Below are 4,147 nucleotides of genomic sequence, written 5' to 3'. Positions count from 1 at the left end.
CAATCATATTCACTCGTCCCTGCCGCCGACCCGACTTGAGGGCATAGAAGCGTTGTCCGACTGGCGCGTAGCCGTAGCCATAATTGTCCCGCTCATCCATGCCGGATTCATCGGACATAGCCGTAGGTTTTTTTTTACGGCTGTGCTTAATCTTGGCGATGGCTCTGGATATCGTCGGTTGGCTTACCTCGCTGTCCCACAGTTGGGCCAGTTCACTCTGGGTTTTATCGCCATGCTGTTGGATAAACTCGCCAAACTTCTCCAAATCCTTGATCTTGAGTCTTTGTTGCGTCACGGGTCTGGCTTTCGGTTTGACCTCCCCCGTCTGGGCTTGGCGCTGACACCACAAGTTAATTGACGCGATGTGCGACTAAAACTAGCTAGCCAGAAGTTGCTTAAACTGCAAGGGGTCAAGGCTATGACGGTTGAGCCAACGACAAACAGTGTGAGCTAAGAGTTTGCGATTGAGCCGACTGGTTAAGTGCCACAAGTCGCGTGCCCAGACTTTTTCAATCGAGAAGCGCTCAACCAGTTGCCCAATCACGGTTTCAACCAGTCGTCGGGTACGCATGAGTAATTTGACGAACGCTGGGCTTCGAGGGTCGTGCATGTTGGATCGCAACGCCGTTTCCAGGCGAATGCCATTGGCTTGAAGCTCCTGCTCAAGGGCAGCGCAGAGATACCCTTTGTCGCCAATGAGTAAGCCACCAATGGCAGGCACCAAACCAGCGAGTGTTTCTCGTTCGCTGCCATTGGCTGGGGTCAGGCTAAATCCAGTAATTACTCCGGTTGCACTGATGAGTAAATGACCATGAAAGCCATAGTAAGTCTGCTGTTTTGCCGCACAGTAGCCGTAAGCCGCTTCTCCCTTAAAGCTTCGACACCGGGGGGCACGAGCAAAGCCGCACAGCGCAATCGGGATACCATCGACTAAATGCACCGAGTCATCAAATGCTCCCAACCGCCTTGCCAAGTGTTGCTGAACTCGCTCCTTGTATTGCCACAGATTCGCGGACTGCCGCACGAACGCACAACGACTACCCAACTGGGGAAACAGCCCTAACCAATGCTGACGGAAGTATTACCAGATCCCCTGGTCATCATCAATCCCCTGATACTCTGCCACGATTTCCATCGCCATGACCTCGCTATCGGCTAGGGCTGGCGCGAACCCTCTTGCCCGAATCGCTTGTCCGCCTGTGATCTCCTTGAGCAAGTCGTCCACACAGCAAAAAACCGCAATGATAAACTCTTCGATAGAAAACATTCGTCCCACTCCAGCTAGTTGAGTTGTACTTCTAGCATTGTCGGGTGGGACTTTCCTATTCAAAACTTAATTGCACATCTCGTTAATTGTGTTGCGACTAATGTTGAACAGTTGGCTGGCCTCACTTTTGTTGAGTCCATCCAACTCGATGGCCTGCATCACTTTTTGCCGAAAGTCATTGCTGTAAGGTCTAGCCATAGTCGGGGAAAGATGCATCAGGACTTCTCCAGCTTACGTCCTAACCTCTCTGCATGCAGCTATAAATGTCCGTTAAGTGGTTTTAGATTCCCAGGTTCGACGATTCTTTGTTAAACGCCGGAGCATTAACCGAATCATGACAACGTAAATCATTCCTTCATGGTTTTCCGGTAGCCGCTCATAGTCACGAGTCAAGATTCTTGCATTCTCTAACCAAGTCCAAGTCTGTTCTACAATCCATCGCTTTTGTTCGGCCTGAAAGCCTTTTTCTGCCGGTGGACGTTGACTAATTTCGACTTTAACCTGTCGCTCTTGCTGTCCAAAGAAGTGTCCAATCAATGCCCCTAAAACACCCCGGTATCCCTGGTCTGCCAAAACTTTGGTAATCCGTTCAAACATCTCTAATACCCAGACCAAAACCGCAGGAGCTGCCTTGACATCGGCGCAATTGGCAGGGGTGACGTAACAACCCAACACTAGGCCCAGCACATCCACCACAATATGACGCTTGCGTCCTTTCACTTTTTTGTTGCCATCAATGCCATGTTCCTCCCCCCAAGTTGTCCGAGATTGACGGACTGGCTATCAATAGACCTCCTGCATGAATCAGGAAGCATGTGCCAGTTCATAGTTGAGTAGCCCAGCAATCAAGTTTAAGCGCAAACCAAATCGTTTCCTACGGTTACGATAGCGCCCTGAAAAGATGCGAAAAATCTTGAAACGACGAATTACATGCTCAACCCGCACTCGCAGTCGTGCTAACGCGCGGTTATGCTGCTTTTCTTCTGCTGGCAACTGTTGCTTGCGTGGTTTCTTGGTGGGTGTACACGCGCCCCGATGCAGTTTGGCGAATCCGGGAAAAGCCTCGAAGAGCTAAACACACCTGTGAACTCACAAACGGCAAGCGACTTCGCAAGAGGTACCTTAAAGTCATGGGTTCTGCCCGTATCCACTGCGGTACAAATGACTTGCCCACTGTCATAGTCCACCAGCAGTTGAGCCTTCAAGGTATGACACTTTTGCTTGCCACTCTCCGTAGCGCTTCTGTTTTTTGGGGCGTTCAATCTCCATCTCGCCCACATCTACCACCCACACGTTCCACTCCCAGCCCGGTTGATACAACTGCCGTTGGCTTGGCAAGCGAAACTTGCCACTTTTGATCAGCAGGTCTTCCACCTTGTGCATAATCCGCCCCACCGTTGTCTCGTGCAAACCCCAACTGGCTCCAATGTGAAACTGACTCCGATACTCTCGCCAATACTCCAATGCCACCAGCAGTTGGTCTTCCACTCTCAGCTTCGGCTGTCCTCCACGCCTTCCTTGACGCTCTAGGTGCGGGCGTAGCACAGTGACCATCTCGGCAAAAGTTGCACGGCTGACACCACACAATCGCTTGAACTCACCTGCTGAAAGCGGTTGTAAGTCTGGATACGACATAGCACTTCTGAGGCTTCGATACGGTTTCACTCTAATTGTGCCGCCTGCGATTACAAACTGGCACACTATCTTCCGATTCGTGCAGGAGGTCTAATGATTGTTATCGCTCTTCTGTCACTCTAGGCAGCAGAAAATAGGAACTCATGCATTTGAAGAGAGATGGGAACTGCACCATGAAAGTAATTCATAAGCGCAATCAGTCGTGAAAATCCCAAAGATAGAGCCGGAATTGGAAAAACTCTCAGCCAAAATCGAATCAGGTTAAACAGGACAAAGGGTTGAAGAACTAAACGCAGATTATTTAACAAATTCTTCCATCCAGTTCCTTCATCCCACCAAGGATGCAGGGAAAATTTATTGACCACAACAGAAAGTTTATTATCCTCCTGAAAATCAGATTTAGTATAGAGTGAAGTCGAGTGCAAACTTACTAACAGATAAGCGCTCATTACCACCTCCCACCATTTCTGGATTTGAACATAATCAGTCACCCGAAAATCCGCCCATCCGAGTTCATTTTTACTTTGCTTTAAGCCATATTCTACCCAATTCCTCAAACCGTAGAGATTACCCACTTGGTGATATTTGATTTCTGGCACATGAGTCATTACATACCAAGTTGAATTTTTAGGTAAGGTTTTGGGGTCAGTTGTAATTTCCCAAAACTGAGTAGCATGACGCTTGCCAAAAATAATCTCACGGATATATCTCTGCTGAGTTGTTCCGTCAGAAAATACCCGCGTAAATTCGGCACTGGTCTTTTAACGGATGAGAGAAGCAAAACCCCGGTGCGTCAACAGTTCATGCATCGTAATCGGGCGATCACAGTATCCCATCGCCATTGCTGGAGTCGTCTGTTTGTTCAGTCCGTGATGTGGACGCACCCAGTTATGCACCAACCGCTGTACGTCTATAACTCTTTGTAATGCTGCCACTTGCTTGGCATATAAATTCTGTCGCCGTCGATAAGCACTCGCCCGTCGCCTTAATGCGCTGTTGTGCGCCTCATTGTGATTTGCATGGACTTCTTGCTTAGGGCTGATAGCGGTAAACGGGTGCTCAACTTTCACCCACTCGACCCGTGGTTGTCCCTGTGACCCTTTAATTTTCATCACCACCTCGACTCCCTCTCCTCACGGGGTGACAACCCCGTCAAAATATGCGTAAAATCAAGGACATAGCCCTCAGACCTCTCTGAAAAAATGGCAGCTTGTTACGTCTTATTACCATTAATTCATGAACAAT

At 49.0% G+C, this 4,147-nt stretch carries 7 pseudogenes; all 7 read right to left on the bottom strand.

Annotation, left to right across the window (positions count from 1 at the left end):
* A pseudogene (locus NDA03_RS27720) lies at positions 1-349 on the bottom strand (IS630 family transposase); the annotation flags it as partial.
* 27 nt (positions 350-376) lie between these two features.
* Positions 377-1,267 (bottom strand): annotated as a pseudogene (locus NDA03_RS27715) (IS982 family transposase).
* A gap of 81 nt (positions 1,268-1,348) precedes the next feature.
* Positions 1,349-1,465: pseudogene (locus NDA03_RS27710) on the bottom strand (IS630 family transposase); the annotation flags it as partial.
* A 72-nt stretch (positions 1,466-1,537) separates the two neighbouring features.
* A pseudogene (locus NDA03_RS27705) lies at positions 1,538-2,008 on the bottom strand (transposase); the annotation flags it as partial.
* A 63-nt stretch (positions 2,009-2,071) separates the two neighbouring features.
* Positions 2,072-2,902 (bottom strand): annotated as a pseudogene (locus NDA03_RS27700) (IS5 family transposase).
* 119 nt (positions 2,903-3,021) lie between these two features.
* A pseudogene (locus tag NDA03_RS27695) lies at positions 3,022-3,639 on the bottom strand (IS701 family transposase); the annotation flags it as partial.
* Positions 3,640-3,663: 24 nt separating this feature from the next.
* Positions 3,664-4,032: pseudogene (locus tag NDA03_RS27690) on the bottom strand (IS1 family transposase); the annotation flags it as partial.
* Between the last annotated feature and the right edge of the window lie 115 nt (positions 4,033-4,147).

The sequence above is a fragment of the Trichocoleus sp. Lan genome (assembly GCF_039961855.1).
Classification (GTDB): Bacteria; Cyanobacteriota; Cyanobacteriia; order Cyanobacteriales; family FACHB-T130; genus FACHB-T130.
Note: the sequence above shows the minus strand (reverse complement) of the source record. Positions and strands in the feature narration are given on the sequence as shown.